This window comes from Flavobacterium sp. (assembly GCF_039595935.1).
Lineage (GTDB): Bacteria > Bacteroidota > Bacteroidia > Flavobacteriales > Flavobacteriaceae > Flavobacterium.
Map to the genome: position 1 here is coordinate 1,408,035 of NZ_JBCNKR010000004.1, position 13,770 is coordinate 1,421,804.

Here is a 13,770-nt window from a genome sequence, read left to right on the forward strand (position 1 = left end):
ACTTATATTTTTTCTGTTGAAAGTTCCACATGATGAGGCCCTTTATTGATAATTTTTCCAATCAAAAGTAAAAACAACATTCCTAGTAAAAGGTATAAACCAATAAAACCAAGTAATGTAAACAAGGTATTTCCGGATGAAACTGTAGGCGATGCACCGGATGCGGTTCGCAGTAAATTATAAACCAGCCATGGCTGTCTTCCTAATTCTGCCGTATACCAGCCTGTTGTATTAGCAATGTACGGAAATGGCATCATGAACATAAGCGACCATAAAATCCATTTGGTTTGAAATAATTTCCCTCTTATTAATTGAAAAAGCGAAAGAACCATTAAACCGATAAAAACAGTTCCGAGACCCACCATAATATGATACGCATAATACAATCCCGAAATATTGGTTGGATGCAAATCTTCTTCAAACTGATCTAAACCTTTAATTTCCTGATCCCAGTTTCCGTAAGTCAGAAAACTTAAAATATTTGGAACTGCAATTTTATTATCGAGTTTTTTGTCTTTTACATCGGGCTGACCAATTAAAACAATTTCAGAACCTCTTTTTTCGGTATGAAAAATTCCTTCCATTCCGGCGAAAGTTACGGGTTGGTATTTCACAACATTTTTTGCCAGTAAATCTCCAGTAGGAACTGCAACAACAATACTCGAAATCAATCCGAAAACAACTCCTGTTTTCAAGAACAATTTCCCAAAAGAAACATTCTTTTTACTCAAAATATAAAAAGCTCCAATTCCGGCCACAACAAAAGAACTTGTTACAAGTGATGCAGCCTGGTTGTGCAGATAAGAAGGCCAAAGCCAAGGATTTAGAAATAAAGCCTGAAAATTATTCAGAACAAATTTTCCGTTTTCAAGGATTTCATAACCCACCGGATTCTGCATCCAGGAATGTGTGGCAATGATTAAAAATCCGCTGGCCCAGGAACCAATCATAATTAATAATCCGGTTACAAAATGCCATTTATGTCCGAGAAGTTTTTCTCCAAACAAAAACAAACCTAAAAACGACGATTCAAGAAAAAACGAAAACATTCCTTCCATTGCAAGCGTTTGTCCAATGATTCCGCCTGTTAACTCGGAGAATTTTGCCCAATTAGTTCCAAACTGAAATTCCATCGGAATTCCGGTTACAACGCCCATTGCAAAATTGAGAGCGAAGATTTTCATCCAGAAATGGGTAGCGTGATTGTATTGTTCGTTTTTAGTTTTTAGATATTTCCACTTGAAGTAAACAATAATGAGCGAAAGACCCATTGTAAGCTGTGGAAAAAGATAATGAAAAGTAATCGTGAAAGCGAATTGCATTCGATCATAAAAGAGCATTTCTTCCATAATGGTAATTTGTTTATGAAGTTCTACAAATTTAACCATTACAACCCGAAATAACGTCCTTTAAAAAAAGTTTATCGCCTGATATTTGTTAAACTTTTCAACAATTTAAAAGTAAAAATGACACTTGTCTTTTTATAAAGAAAGTTTGTCATTCTGAGGAACGAAGAATCTTCGTAAGTGGCTCGACAAAGATTGACGCTTTTGATTGCGGAGTTACTTGCGAAGATTCTTCGTTCCTCAGAATGACAATATTGTACATAAAATCTCTATTTCTATGTCTTTAAAAACCTATTTCTTCAAAATTCCTTTTTCGACACTTTCATTAATCAAACCTTCAGCGTAATTCCATAAAGAGGCTGAACCATTTTTAATTACGCTTTTTTTCTCGTAAACCTTATCATATTTTACATCAAACTCTTTCCATGTTCCGCCGTTGTTCGAAGTATTTTGTAATAAAGGTTCTAATCTGTCCATAGATCTTGCAAATTTGGCTTCGTTGGTTTCTCCAGCTTCAAATTCTTCCCAAATAGCAATAAAATCTTCGGCTTGTTTTTTAGGCAGCAAACCAAAAATTCTATTTGCCGCCAATCGTTCTTCATCTGTATTATCATGATTTTTTACTGTATCGTACATAAAAACATCTCCAGCATCGATTTCGACAATATCATGAATCAAGACCATTTTTACGACTTTCAAAACATCAATCGGTTCATTTGAATGTTCTGCCAAAACAATTGCCATCAAAGCGAGATGCCAGCTGTGTTCTGCATCATTTTCACATCTGTCGCTGTTGAATAATTTTGTCTTGCGCTGAATATATTTTACTTTATCAATTTCTTTTATGAAAGCAATTTGATTTAATAAATCTTCTGTGTTCATTTTTATTTAGTTTAATATGACATTCGTCATTTGCAAAATTAAAGCTTAAAGCGTAATTGCTCAACTTAAAATCCATTTATATAACACATATGACGTAATCAATATTTTTTTTACACAGAAATCAAATTTCTGTAACATAAGTCACCTATTTTAAAAGAAAACAGAGTTATCTTTGTATTCCCATTATTTTTCAAATTATACCATGAAAATAGAACAAATTTACACCGGATGCCTCGCACAAGGTGCATACTATATAACTTCTAACGGAGAAGCGAGCAATTATTGACCCGTTAAGAGAAATTCAGCCGTATTTAGATCGTTTAGAACGTGATAACGTTAAACTGAAATACATTTTTGAAACGCATTTTCACGCCGATTTTGTTTCAGGACATATCGATTTAAGCAAAGAAACGCAAGCTCCAATTGTTTACGGGCCAAATGCTGCCTGCGAATTTGACTGCATTTCTGCAAAAGACGGACAGGAATTCAAAATTGGAGATGTAACGATAAAAGCTTTACATACTCCGGGTCATACAATGGAAAGCACCACTTATTTATTGATTGACAAAGACGGAAAAGATCATGCTATTTTCTCTGGAGACACTTTATTTATTGGCGATGTCGGACGTCCTGATTTGGCTCAAAAAGCTGCCGGAATGACTCAGGATCAATTAGCCGGAATTTTATTTCATTCCTTAAGAGATAAAATTATGACTTTAGCCGATGACGTAATTGTTTATCCGGCGCACGGTGCCGGAAGTGCCTGCGGAAAAAACATGAGTAAAGAAACCGTTTCGACTATCGGAAATCAAAAAGCGACCAATTATGCGTTACGCGCTAATATGACCGAAGCTGAATTTATTAAAGAAGTTACCGATGGTTTACTGCCTCCTCCAGCCTATTTCAGCATGAACGTTGCCATGAATAAAAAGGGCTACGAAAGCTTTGAAACCGTTTTGCATAACGGAATGAAAGAAATTAAAGCCGAAGAATTTGAGGCTGTTGCCGAAGAAACCGGAGCTTTAATTTTAGATACACGAAAAAGTGGTGATTTTGCCAAAGGATTTATTCCACAATCTATTAATATTGGGATCAATGGTGATTTTGCGCCGTGGGTTGGAACTTTGATTGGAAATGTAAAACAACCTATTATATTAGTGACAGAATTGGGTCTTGAAGAAGAAACTGTTACGCGTTTAAGCCGTGTTGGTTTTGATACCATTATTGGTCATCTTGAAGGCGGTTTTGAAGCTTGGGAAAAAGCTGGTTTTGAAATTGATACCGTAAACCGAATTTCGGCAGAACAATTTGCTTCTAAGTTCAACATCAAAGAAGATAAAGTTATCGATGTTCGTAAAGAAACCGAATACGAAGCTGAACATATTGAAGATGCTTACAGCAAACCTCTTGCTTATATTAATGACTGGGTAAAAGATATTAACCCGAATGAACATTTTTTTCTGCATTGTGCCGGCGGTTACCGCAGTATGATCGCAGCTTCGATTTTACAAGCTCGTGGTTTCAGAAATTTTAGCGAAATTGACGGTGGTTTTGGAGCCATCACAAAAACTGAAATTCCAAAATCAGATTTCGTTTGTCAGAGTAAGGTTTTAAAAGCATAAACATTGAACATAAAGTTTAACCATATAAGTGATATAAGTTCATTTTAGTTTAGGGCGTTTTTAAGCCTGCTTCTTATATTCCTTAGCTTTTCTAAGTTATATAAGAAACTCCAACTTATAATTTCTTATATAACTTATATGGTGGAAAAAACACTTAATTTTTAAATTATATATGAGTTTACTAGAAATTATTCGTGAACCTTGGCCTTGGTACATTGCAGGCCCTTTGATTGGGTTGACTGTTCCTATTTTATTAATTATCGGAAATAAATCTTTTGGGATTAGTTCTTCGCTTCGTCATATTTGTGCGGCTTGTATTCCCGCAAATATTTCGTTTTTTAAATACGACTGGAAAAAAGAAAGCTGGAATTTATTCTTTGTTTTGGGAATTTTCTTTGGCGGAGCTATTGCAGCTTATTTGCTTTCAAATCCAAATGCTGTTGAAATTGCTCCTGAACTTTCTGATCAATTAGCAGGTTACGGAATCACGGATCATACAGGTTTAGTTCCGTCTCAGTTATTTTCCTGGGAAAGTTTATTAACTCTTCGCGGATTTATTATGATGATTGTGGGCGGATTTTTAGTTGGTTTCGGAACACGTTACGCTGGTGGATGCACGAGCGGACATGCCATTATGGGATTATCAAATTTACAATGGCCTTCATTAGTAGCTACAATCTGTTTTATGATTGGCGGTTTTGTAATGTCACTTTTGATTTTACCTTATATTCTTTCACTTTAAAATTTGAAAAATGAGCAATTTAGAAAATAAAAATACAGACAGCGAAGGAATTAACGCAAGCCATAAAAAAGAAAATGCATTCGTAAATCTTAAATATTTAATCGTTGGAATCTTTTTCGGAATTGTATTCGTAAAAGCCGAAATTATCAGCTGGTTCCGCATTCAGGAAATGTTCCATCTGCAGTCATTTCATATGTATGGCGTAATCGGAAGCGCTGTCGCAGTTGGTGTTTTATCGGTTTTCATCATTAAAAAATTCAATATTAAAACTCTGCAGGGCGAAAAAATCGAAATTCAGCCAAAAACTTTCAGCAAAGGACAAATTTATGGCGGATTAATGTTTGGTTTTGGATGGGCAATTACAGGAGCTTGTCCGGGACCTCTTTTTGCTCAAATCGGAACTGGAGCAACAGTTATCGTGGTTACTTTATTGAGCGCTATTGCCGGAACCTGGTTTTATGGATTAATTAAAGATAAATTGCCACATTAAAAAATGAATTCAACAGAAAAATTATCATTAAGAAAAGCAAATCTTTCTGAAATACCTCAAATTTGGAATATCCTGCAAGATGCTATTGAACAAAGACGATTAGACGGAAGTACACAATGGCAAGACGGATACCCAAATGAACTTTCTATTAAAAATGATATAGAAAACGGCTATGGATATGTATTTACAGAAAACGAGTCGATTTTGTGTTATGCTGCCATTATTTTCGACAAAGAGCCTGCTTACGAAAATATTGAAGGCAAATGGCTGAGCAACGGCGACTATACTGTTGTACATCGCGTGGCAGTTTCAAAATTGGCAAAAGGAAAAGGTATTGCTACAAAATTATTTGAAAGTATTGAAGGTTTAGCTATCGAAAATAATGTTTTCAGCATAAAAGTTGACACGAACTTCGACAATATTCCTATGCTTAAAATTTTAGAAAGATTAAAATATACCTATTGCGGCGAAGTTTATTTCAGAGGCGCAGCCAGAAAAGCATTTGAAAAAAGATTGATCTAAATATCTAATCTCAAAATTACAATTAAACCCGACAGGTTTTGAAAACCTGTCGGGTTTATTATTTTAACTGGACAAACTTTGTCAAAGTTTAAAACTTTGACAAAGTTAAGTTCTTCATCAATTTTTAATTTCATTTTGTTAAGTTTGTTTAAAACAAACAAGTCCCTTAAAAGCCACATACAGATGAATCGTTCAGAACAGTTATCCAGATTACAAAATACAGAAAATTGGGACGTAATAATTATTGGCGGCGGAGCAAGCGGACTTGGAACTGCTATTGATGCTGCGAGCCGAGGTTATAAAACCATTTTACTGGAAGCTGTTGATTTTGCAAAAGGAACTTCCAGCCGAAGCACTAAACTGGTTCATGGCGGCGTACGTTATTTAGAACAGGGCGACATACATTTGGTTAGAGAAGCTCTAAAAGAAAGAGGATTGATGGCTCAAAATGCAGGTCATTTGGTCAAAAACCAATCGTTTGTTATTCCGAATTACAATTGGTGGAGCGGTTATTTTTATACTATCGGACTAAAAATCTATGATTTATTGTCGGGATGTTTGAGTTTAGGGAGTTCGAAATACATTTCAAAAACAAAAACTATTGAAATGCTTCCGAACGTACAAGAAAACGGATTGGTAAATGGCGTAATTTATCACGACGGCCAATTTGATGATTCTCGTCTGGCTGTTAATCTTGCACAGACTGCTGTAGAAAATGGAGCTTGCGTTTTAAATTATATTAAAGTTGTCAATCTATTAAAAGATGATAAAAATCAAATAATTGGTGTACAAGCAACAGATCAGGAAACAGGAATTACTTACGATTTAAAAGGTTCAGTTATCATAAATGCAACTGGAGTTTTTACCAATGCAATAATGAAATTGAACGATACTGTTTATAAAAAATATATCGTTCCAAGTCAGGGAATTCATTTGGTTTTTGATAAATCTTTCCTGCCGGGCGAACATGCTTTAATGATTCCGAAAACGAAAGACGGAAGAGTTTTATTTGCCGTTCCGTGGCACAATCGCGTTGTTGTGGGAACAACTGACACTTTAATAAAAAAACAAAGTCTCGAACCTATTGCACTAGAAAGTGAAATTCAATTTGTATTGGAAACAGCCCAGCGCTTTTTAGCAAAAAAACCAACAAGAGCTGATGTACTTTCGGTTTTTGCCGGTTTACGTCCGTTGGCTGCACCAAAAGAAGAAGGAAAAAGTACTAAAGAAGTTTCCAGAAGTCATAAAATTATTGTTTCAGAAACTGGTTTAATTACGATTACCGGAGGAAAATGGACAACATATCGAAAAATGGCAGAAGAAATAATAGACAAAGCCATACTAAAAGGTAAACTGCATAAAAAATCTTGTGTTACACAGCATTTACCTATTCACGGAAATAAAATCACGACTGCTATTGATCGGGAAAACTACCTATATATATATGGTACAGATATTCCAAAAATAGTACAATTACAAAATGACGACCCAGCATTAAAAGAAAAACTTCATCCGGATCATGAGTTTACTCTCGCCGAAGTGATTTGGGCTGTACGTTATGAAATGGCCAGAACCGTTGATGATGTTTTGGCTAGACGTGTTCGTTTGCTCTTTTTAGATGCCAGAGCCGCAATTCAGTCGGCTGAAAAAACAGCCCGATTAATGGCGAAAGAATTGGGTCGTGATGAAAACTGGATCGCTAAAGAAATTTCAGATTTTAATGAAATTTCAAAAGGTTTTCTTCTTTCTGAGTTTAGAAATGATTCAAAAAACAGATTTTTAAAAGATTCTATTCCCGAAAACAGTTGAAAAATTCTTGATTTTGGTTATCTCTCCTATTTCTTATTCCTAAAATTCATCTGATAAAAATCCTTTAAAAAAGTGGAGCATTCAAATTGGCCTCACGAGTTTACATTTTAATTAAATATCTAATTACTAAAAACTTAAACACAAAAAATATACTATATTTATATTCCTAAATAAGATTTGGAAAGTCAGATTCTTACACGCATTTTTTGAATTAACAAAAAATTAACACAACATTTGTATATACAACTATTAAAACTTCTACATTTGTATATACAAATTATACACTTACGACTATGACAATTGAAGAGGTAATTAAGAGTACAGTTAAGATGGATAATGCGAAAAAAGTTATTCTGAATATTATGTACACACAAAATGTGATTCAGGATCATTTCAACGAGTTAATCAAACCGTATGATTTATCCGGAGAACAATATAATGTACTGCGTATATTAAGAGGACAAAAGGGCAAACCAGCGAATATGTGCGTTATACAAGAGCGCATGTTAGCTAAAACAAGCAACACAACCCGATTGGTAGATAAATTATTACTGAAAGATTTCGTGACAAGAAATGTATGTCCGGGCAACCGCCGAAAAATTGAAGTTTTAATTACGCAAAAAGGACTTGATGTTTTAAAAGAATTAGACCCAAAGGTAGATGAGCATGAGCGCATATTTGCCGAAAATATAAGCCCTGAAGAATTAGAATTATTAAACAGTTTATTAGAAAAATACCGAACCCAATAAAATTAATATTATGAGTACATTATTAGAAAATCTAAATTGGAGATACGCAACTAAAAAATACGATGCATCTAAAAAAGTATCTTCTGCAGATTTAAATACTATTAAAGAAGCTGTTAGATTAGCTGCTTCATCATACGGATTACAACCTTATAAAGTTATTGTTGTAGAAAATCCAGAAATTAGAGAGCAATTAAAAGCTGCTGCTTACGGACAGACACAACTTACAGATGCTTCACAAATATTTGTTTTCGCAAATGACTTAAATGCAGGAGAAGAATCTGTAGCGGCTTACATTAAAAATATCAGCGAAACAAGAGGTATTCCTGTTGATGCATTAGGCGGATTTGCAGATATGATGAATGGCGTGATTTCTAACTTATCACAAGACGCTAAAAATATCTGGACAGCAAAACAAACTTACATTGCTTTAGGAACATTATTAGCAGCAGCTTCTGAATTAAAAATCGATGCTACTCCAATGGAAGGTTTCAATGCAGCAGAATTCAATAAAATCCTAGGTTTTGATAAACTTGGTTTAAATGCTACAGTTATCGCTGCTGTAGGTTACAGACATGATGAGGATGATGCTCAGCACTTCAAAAAAGTTAGAAAATCTCAAGAGGAATTATTTATCACTATATAATTATTAATCAAATTCAATTTTAACAACATGAAAAATTTAAAAACAATTGCAATTGCATTATTCGTAGCAGCAGCTGGTATTTCAGTAAACGCTCAAACTAAAAAAATCGACGTAAAAGCTTCTACTATCAAATGGGTAGGTAAAAAAGTAACTGGAGAGCACTCTGGAACTGTAAACTTCAAAGAAGGTGCAGTAGTTTTCAAAGGAAAAAAATTAGTTGGAGGAAGCTTTACAGTTGATATGACTTCATTAACTTCTACAGATTTAACTGGAGAATACCAAGGTAAATTAAACGGTCACTTAAAAGCTGACGATTTCTTCGGAACTGAAAAATTCCCAACTTCAAAATTAGTTTTCAAAAAAATTGGTGCTAAATCTGCTGACGTTTATACTGTAACTGCTGATTTAACTATCAAAGGAATCACTAAACCTGTAACTTTTGATATTACTGTAGCTGGAAACACTGCAACAACTGCTTTCAAAGTAGACAGAACTAAATATGACATTAAATATGGTTCTGGTAGTTTCTTCGAAGGTTTAGGAGACAAAACTATCAATGACGAATTTGAATTAGCTGTAGCTTTAAAATTCTAATTTCAGGCTTACTAATTCACACATAAGAAAAACCCCAATAGTTGATTCTATTGGGGTTTTTCTTTTTTATTTCTTTTCAAAAACATAACGTTGTTAATATTCTAATAACGCTTTCATAACAGCCATTCTGGTATTGATTAACATACGGCATCTAATTTTGAGCAAATTAAAAAATCAAAAACTAGAAATTAAAATTATAGTTATGAAAACAAAATTACGAATTGTTGTTATTCTTCTTTTAAACACTCTTTTCATACAAGCTCAACAGCAAACCAAAGGAATTATTGGCACCAATAACTGGATGAACAATTGGACTAATTTTAACCCTGCCAAACAAGAATACGGCGAAGCTACCAACATAATTGCAGGAAACATTGATAAAGATACCCGATTAGTAAAACGTAATGTATATCAATTAGTTGGAGTTGTATATGTTACCAACAATGCAACCTTAACTATTGAACCGGGAACAGTAATTCGAGGCGATGATAAAACCTGCGGTACGCTTGTAATTGCAAATGGATCGAAAATTGTAGCCGAAGGTCTGGAAACAGACCCGATAGTGTTTACTTCTAATAAAGAAATTGCCGATAGAAGGCCTGGTGACTGGGGCGGAATAATTATTTTAGGAAAAGCGCCAATCAATTATATGGGAGGTTTACATACACTTCCTTTTAATCTTGATCCGTTGCTAAATCACTACGGAGGTCAGGATGCTGAAGACAATTCCGGAATTTTAAAATATGTTAGAATAGAATTCGCAGGTAGAAAATTAAGCGCTGAAAAAGAACTTAACGGACTTTCTCTTGCCGGAATTGGCCGAAAAACAATTTTAAGTAATATTCAAATCAGTTTTTCAAACGATGATTCTTTTGAATGTTACGGAGGAGAATTAAACATGAATAATTTAATCTCATATCGAACTACAGATGATGATTTTGATTTTACACAGGGAGCACAAATCAACATCAATAACAGCATTGCCATTCGTCATCCGTTTTCATCAGATATTTCAGGATCAAGATGTTTTGAAGTCGATTCATACGATAAAGTTCAAAATACGGATATGAGCAAAAAAATGACTAGAATTAATGCGAGCAACATTACTTTGGTTAATTTAGAAGAAAACAATCAAGGGCTGGTTAGAGAATCAGTTCATATTAGAGAAAATACTTATTTTAGTTTAAGCAATAGCATTGTTTCTGGTTTTTCTCCTTTTGTTTTATTAGAAAGTAATATTGGAGAAGGAAATGAAAACTTGTCAAAAATGAGTTTCAAAAACATAATTGTAAACAATTGCAATGGTGGAATTACAAGTGAATCGTCTAGTTCTGATGCCACAATACAAAATTATTACAATCCAAATTCGAATATAGAATACTCAAAATGGAAGAACAGTGAGTTGTTTACATTGCCAAATATCAAAGGAAATCCAGATTTTAGAGCTAACGTAAACAATACAATAGCGATTGGAAATTAAGCTTTTATAGAAAGCCGAGAATCTAAAATTTAACAAATTTTAAAAATTCGAAAAGTTTTTTTTGAGATTTTATGTATTCTAATTCAAATTACATTTATATCTTTGTCATATCAAAATAAAGAAATGAGAACAATAATGAACAATACTTGGTGGTGGAAGAATTTACGTCAAACGTCGTGAACGAAGCTTCCTATGGTATTTTCAAAACTATAAATATAAAAGGCTTGTCATCACGACAAGCCTTTTTTTTTGGCAGAAACTTTAGCAAAAACAAATATTAAAACTAAAAAACAACATACTTTGAAACCTTTTATACTCAACACACATTACAAACAAATTCTGGCAGACACCATTACGCCGGTTAGTATTTATTTTAAAATAAGAGATAAATTTCCAAACAGTCTGCTTTTGGAAAGTAGTGATTATCACGGAAATGACAACAGCTTTTCGTACATATGCTGCAACCCGATTGCTACGATAAAAATCGAAAACGAAACCATTTCTAAAACTTTTCCTGACGGAACTTCGGAACAAATTAAAATCGATGCTTCAACAAACATTCCAGAAGTTATTCAGGAATTTTCAAGCAAATTTCAATCAGAAAAAAACGATTTTAAATTCATCAATAACGGATTATTCGGATACATTTCTTACGACGCTGTTCGTTATTTTGAGAAAGTTTCGATAGCTAAAAAAGACAATGCGACTTCAATTCCGGATGTTTTTTACGCCGTTTATCAAAACATCATTGCGATTAACCATTTTAAAAATGAAGCCTATATTTTTTGCCATAGTGTTGATGGTAAAAATAATATTTCTGAAATCGAACAATTGTTACAGTCAAGAAATATTGCTTCTTATAAATTCTCTAAAGAAGGCGAAGGTTTTTCAAACTTAACCGATGACGAATTCAAACATAATGTGGCTTTAGCTAAAAAACACTGTTTCCGTGGAGACGTTTTTCAACTAGTTTTATCACGTCGTTTTACGCAAGGTTTTAAAGGGGACGAATTTAATGTTTACAGAGCCTTAAGAAGCATTAACCCTTCTCCTTACCTATTCTTTTTTGATTACGGAGATTTCAAAATTTTTGGGTCTTCGCCCGAAGCACAAATTATCGTAAAAAACAGAAAAGCCGAAATTCACCCAATCGCCGGAACTTTTAAAAGAACCGGAAATGACGAACGTGATGCACTTTTAGCCAAAGAACTTTCAGAAGATAAAAAAGAAAACAGTGAACACGTAATGCTTGTCGATTTAGCAAGAAATGATTTAAGCCGAAATGGTCACGATGTAAATGTGGAAAAATACAGAGAAGTTCAGTTTTTCTCTCACGTAATTCACTTGGTTTCAAAAGTTACCGGACATTTACATGATAAAGCTACTACAATGCAGGTTGTGGCTGATACTTTTCCAGCCGGAACTTTAAGCGGCGCTCCAAAACACAGAGCCATGCAGTTGATTGAAGATTACGAAAAAACAAATCGTAATTTCTACGGAGGCGCGATTGGTTTTATGGATTTTAACGGAAACTTTAATCACGCTATTATGATACGAACTTTTCTTTCTAAAAATCATCAGCTGCATTATCAGGCTGGCGCGGGAATCGTAGCAAGTTCTGATGAAGAAAGTGAAATGCAGGAAGTTTATAATAAATTAAGAGCGTTGAATACAGCCTTAGAAATGGCAGAAAATATATAGTAATCAGTCACAGTTTTTAGTCGCAGTTTAGAAACAAACCCAAAAAACAATAAACCCAAAAAAGAATATGAAAAACATCATTCCATTTGTAATTACAATTTTATTATTTACTGCTTGCGAAACGAAAAAAGAATCAGCAGCAATTCCGCTAACTGGAACCTGGCGTCTTATATCTGCAGAAACGACAGAAAAAGATTCGACGTTTTCGACTTTCAATTCAAAAACAAAAATGATTAAAATTATAAACGATACGCATTTTGCTTTTTTTAATCACGACTTAAATAATGGTAAAGATTCAACAAATGCAGTGTTTTTTGGAGGAGGCGGAAAATATACTTTAAAAGATAGTATTTATACCGAAAATTTAGAGTATTTCAACAACCGTCAGTGGGAAAATGGAAAATTTGAATTTGTTGTAAAGATCAAAAACGATACACTAACTCAAAAAGGAGTAGAAAAAGTAGAAAAATTAGGAATCGATCGCATTATTACTGAAAAGTACGTTCGAGAAAAATAAATAAAAAATTAGTTGCCAGTCTCTCCCGATAGCTATCGGGATCAGTTACAGTTTAAAACCTTAGCGACATAGAATCTCAGCAACTTAGAACCTTAGAAAAAATGAAAAAGATTTTAGTTATAGACAATTACGATAGTTTCACTTATAATTTAGTGCACTATCTGGAAGATTTAAACTGCGAAGTAACCGTTTACAGAAACGACGAATTCGAAATTGACGAAATCGCATCTTTCGATAAAATTTTACTTTCACCAGGTCCGGGAATTCCTGATGAAGCGGGTTTATTAAAAGCCGTAATCGAAAAATACAGTCCAACAAAAAGTATCCTTGGTGTTTGTTTAGGACAGCAGGCAATTGGAGAAGTTTTTGGAGGAACGCTTTCAAACCTTGATAAAGTGTATCACGGAGTTGCTACCAACGTAAAAACAGTAGTTTCAGATGAAATTTTATTTGAAGGTTTGGGCAGTGAATTCGAAGTTGGAAGATACCATTCATGGGTTGTAGACAGCAATTTACCTGAAGTTTTAGAAGCAACTTCAATTGATGAAAACGGACAAATTATGTCGCTGCGTCACAAAAATTATGATGTTAGAGGCGTGCAATTTCATCCTGAAAGTGTGCTTACGCCAAAAGGAAAAAGGATTTTAGAGAATTGGATTAAGAGTTAGATGTA

General features: G+C 34.0%; 13 protein-coding genes and 1 pseudogene. 12 read left to right on the forward strand and 2 right to left on the reverse strand.

Translation table 11 applies throughout. From position 1 onward, the window contains the following. Positions 1-2: 2 nt before the first annotated feature. Together ABDW27_RS06085 and ABDW27_RS06090 are read right to left on the reverse strand one after the other, a co-directional pair. Positions 3-1,349 carry a cytochrome ubiquinol oxidase subunit I gene (locus ABDW27_RS06085; RefSeq protein WP_343695277.1) on the reverse strand — a complete coding sequence of 449 codons (1,347 nt, stop codon included), beginning with the start codon at positions 1,347-1,349 and terminating at the stop codon, positions 3-5. A gap of 288 nt (positions 1,350-1,637) precedes the next feature. Beyond that, positions 1,638-2,228 carry an HD domain-containing protein gene (locus ABDW27_RS06090; protein ID WP_343695061.1) on the reverse strand — a complete coding sequence of 197 codons (591 nt, stop codon included), beginning with the start codon at positions 2,226-2,228 and terminating at the stop codon, positions 1,638-1,640. Positions 2,229-2,430: 202 nt separating this feature from the next. On the opposite strand from ABDW27_RS06090, the pseudogene ABDW27_RS06095 reads away from it, so the two are divergent. The 12 genes and pseudogenes from ABDW27_RS06095 to ABDW27_RS06150 all read left to right on the forward strand — a co-directional run bounded on the left by ABDW27_RS06095 (position 2,431) and on the right by ABDW27_RS06150 (position 13,765). Beyond that, positions 2,431-3,850, forward strand: a pseudogene (locus ABDW27_RS06095) (MBL fold metallo-hydrolase). A gap of 172 nt (positions 3,851-4,022) precedes the next feature. Then, a complete protein-coding gene (locus tag ABDW27_RS06100) occupies positions 4,023-4,592 on the forward strand; it encodes a YeeE/YedE thiosulfate transporter family protein (protein ID WP_343695062.1) in 570 nt (189 codons plus the stop codon). 10 nt (positions 4,593-4,602) lie between these two features. Then, the gene (locus ABDW27_RS06105) at positions 4,603-5,082 is read left to right on the forward strand and encodes a DUF6691 family protein (protein ID WP_343695063.1); all 480 of its coding nucleotides are present in this window, start codon (positions 4,603-4,605) and stop codon (positions 5,080-5,082) included. 3 nt (positions 5,083-5,085) lie between these two features. Next, complete coding sequence (locus ABDW27_RS06110; protein ID WP_343695064.1) at positions 5,086-5,604, forward strand: GNAT family N-acetyltransferase; 519 nt, start codon at positions 5,086-5,088, stop codon at positions 5,602-5,604. A gap of 183 nt (positions 5,605-5,787) precedes the next feature. Continuing rightward, positions 5,788-7,413 carry a glycerol-3-phosphate dehydrogenase/oxidase gene (locus ABDW27_RS06115; protein WP_343695065.1) on the forward strand — a complete coding sequence of 542 codons (1,626 nt, stop codon included), beginning with the start codon at positions 5,788-5,790 and terminating at the stop codon, positions 7,411-7,413. 293 nt (positions 7,414-7,706) lie between these two features. Further along, positions 7,707-8,162 carry a MarR family transcriptional regulator gene (locus tag ABDW27_RS06120; RefSeq protein ID WP_343695066.1) on the forward strand — a complete coding sequence of 152 codons (456 nt, stop codon included), beginning with the start codon at positions 7,707-7,709 and terminating at the stop codon, positions 8,160-8,162. 10 nt (positions 8,163-8,172) lie between these two features. Further along, the gene (locus ABDW27_RS06125) at positions 8,173-8,805 is read left to right on the forward strand and encodes an NAD(P)H-dependent oxidoreductase (RefSeq protein ID WP_343695067.1); all 633 of its coding nucleotides are present in this window, start codon (positions 8,173-8,175) and stop codon (positions 8,803-8,805) included. Positions 8,806-8,832: 27 nt separating this feature from the next. Continuing rightward, entirely contained in the window at positions 8,833-9,399 is a 567-nt protein-coding gene (locus ABDW27_RS06130) for a YceI family protein (protein WP_343695068.1), read from the forward strand. Between the two features lie 202 nt (positions 9,400-9,601). Then, positions 9,602-10,879: a hypothetical protein gene (locus ABDW27_RS06135; RefSeq protein ID WP_343695069.1), complete on the forward strand. Its 1,278-nt coding sequence runs from the start codon at positions 9,602-9,604 to the stop codon at positions 10,877-10,879. 300 nt (positions 10,880-11,179) lie between these two features. Then, positions 11,180-12,580, forward strand: a complete 1,401-nt coding sequence (locus tag ABDW27_RS06140; RefSeq protein WP_343695070.1) for an anthranilate synthase component I family protein — start codon at positions 11,180-11,182, stop codon at positions 12,578-12,580. Positions 12,581-12,647: 67 nt separating this feature from the next. Further along, positions 12,648-13,097, forward strand: a complete 450-nt coding sequence (locus ABDW27_RS06145) for a hypothetical protein (protein WP_343695071.1) — start codon at positions 12,648-12,650, stop codon at positions 13,095-13,097. Positions 13,098-13,198: 101 nt separating this feature from the next. Further along, on the forward strand, positions 13,199-13,765 hold the full coding sequence (locus tag ABDW27_RS06150) for an aminodeoxychorismate/anthranilate synthase component II (RefSeq protein WP_343695072.1): 567 nt from the start codon (positions 13,199-13,201) through the stop codon (positions 13,763-13,765). The last annotated feature ends 5 nt before the right edge of the window (positions 13,766-13,770 follow it).

What these genes read in the sequence shown, in the direction of transcription:
- ABDW27_RS06085 (WP_343695277.1), bottom strand. Translation starts at nt 1,349, where the DNA reads ATGGAAGAAATGCTCTTTTATGATCGAATGCAATTCGCTTTCACGATT.
- ABDW27_RS06090 (WP_343695061.1), bottom strand. Translation starts at nt 2,228, where the DNA reads ATGAACACAGAAGATTTATTAAATCAAATTGCTTTCATAAAAGAAATT.
- ABDW27_RS06100 (WP_343695062.1), top strand. Translation starts at nt 4,023, where the DNA reads ATGAGTTTACTAGAAATTATTCGTGAACCTTGGCCTTGGTACATTGCA.
- ABDW27_RS06105 (WP_343695063.1), top strand. Translation starts at nt 4,603, where the DNA reads ATGAGCAATTTAGAAAATAAAAATACAGACAGCGAAGGAATTAACGCA.
- ABDW27_RS06110 (WP_343695064.1), top strand. Translation starts at nt 5,086, where the DNA reads ATGAATTCAACAGAAAAATTATCATTAAGAAAAGCAAATCTTTCTGAA.
- ABDW27_RS06115 (WP_343695065.1), top strand. Translation starts at nt 5,788, where the DNA reads ATGAATCGTTCAGAACAGTTATCCAGATTACAAAATACAGAAAATTGG.
- ABDW27_RS06120 (WP_343695066.1), top strand. Translation starts at nt 7,707, where the DNA reads ATGACAATTGAAGAGGTAATTAAGAGTACAGTTAAGATGGATAATGCG.
- ABDW27_RS06125 (WP_343695067.1), top strand. Translation starts at nt 8,173, where the DNA reads ATGAGTACATTATTAGAAAATCTAAATTGGAGATACGCAACTAAAAAA.
- ABDW27_RS06130 (WP_343695068.1), top strand. Translation starts at nt 8,833, where the DNA reads ATGAAAAATTTAAAAACAATTGCAATTGCATTATTCGTAGCAGCAGCT.
- ABDW27_RS06135 (WP_343695069.1), top strand. Translation starts at nt 9,602, where the DNA reads ATGAAAACAAAATTACGAATTGTTGTTATTCTTCTTTTAAACACTCTT.
- ABDW27_RS06145 (WP_343695071.1), top strand. Translation starts at nt 12,648, where the DNA reads ATGAAAAACATCATTCCATTTGTAATTACAATTTTATTATTTACTGCT.
- ABDW27_RS06150 (WP_343695072.1), top strand. Translation starts at nt 13,199, where the DNA reads ATGAAAAAGATTTTAGTTATAGACAATTACGATAGTTTCACTTATAAT.